Source organism: Rothia sp. 27098_8_161 (genome assembly GCF_041432905.1).
GTDB lineage: Bacteria > Actinomycetota > Actinomycetes > Actinomycetales > Micrococcaceae > Rothia.
Genome location: NZ_JAPWAL010000061.1, coordinates 1 through 963, shown reverse-complemented (window position 1 = coordinate 963; position 963 = coordinate 1). Strand labels below are relative to the sequence as shown.

Here is a 963-nt window from a genome sequence, read left to right as displayed (position 1 = left end):
GGAGAACATCGCCTGCACCTGCGCAAACATGCTCTGCATCATTGCGGGGTCGAAACCCATGCCCATGTTCTTCAGGTCTTCAGGGTCGATGCTGATGCCGAAGGGGTTCTGACCGCCTTCGCCGAAGAGTGCGCTGAAGGGGTTCTGCGCGTTGGAGGAGGTGCCCTTGCCGCCCTGGCCGGTTGCCCCCGCGGAGGGGTCGAAGCCCTGCTCCTGCATCTTCTTAATGAATTCTTCGAGGGGGTCGCGCTCGTTGGAGGCGCCGCCGGTGGGGTTCTCAGACATGTAGAAGCCTTTCGTAATCCGGGGGTGGGCGTAGCTGGCCCGCTCGCTGTCCAGCCTACCGATTTTTGCTGAGAATTTCCCGTGTCATTGCTGTGGAGGCGGGTTAATCAGCTAAGGGCTCACAATCTTGTCTTTGGGGTCAGGGTTTGGGAGCTTTTTCGTGCCGTTGTCACGGTCAGGTGCTGACAAAGCGTGGTGCGGGTCAGAGCGTGACCGCCTCCTGGTTACTCTATTTTTAGCGGGGTAACGGTGCCCGCCCGCGTGTTGAAAAGCAGGTTTATCCGGTACTGTAGAAACCATGACTAAGCCCACCCCTGATGCTGAGCAACAATCGAACGCCGTCTCCGCGAGTGTGAAGAGTGATGAGAAGGCGGCTAAGCGTTTTTCGCGTTTTGCCCCGCGCCGTGTGAACCTGCGTTCGGTCAGCGCTGTGGCAACGTGCGCCCTGCTGGCTGGTGCTTTTATTCTGCCCAGTTCCTATGTGAAGGAGGGCCCCGGCCCGCTCTTTGACGTGCTCGGAACGTACCAGGAGAAGGAGGTCATTGAGGTTTCTGGCGCTCCCAGCTATAAGACGTTTGGCAAGATGAACATGACCACGGTGTCGGTTTCGGGTGGCCCGTACACAGAGCTGTCCGGCGCGGAGGCTTTCTACAGCTGGTTGGCGTTTGACGGTAACCG

2 pseudogenes are annotated in these 963 nt (G+C 58.9%); one reads left to right on the top strand and one right to left on the bottom strand.

The features are described 5' to 3' along the window. A pseudogene (locus O3648_RS08380) lies at positions 1-285 on the bottom strand (hydrolase); the annotation flags it as partial. Positions 286-583: 298 nt separating this feature from the next. Here O3648_RS08380 and O3648_RS08375 point away from each other — a divergent pair. Continuing rightward, positions 584-963, top strand: a pseudogene (locus O3648_RS08375) (signal protein PDZ); the annotation flags it as partial.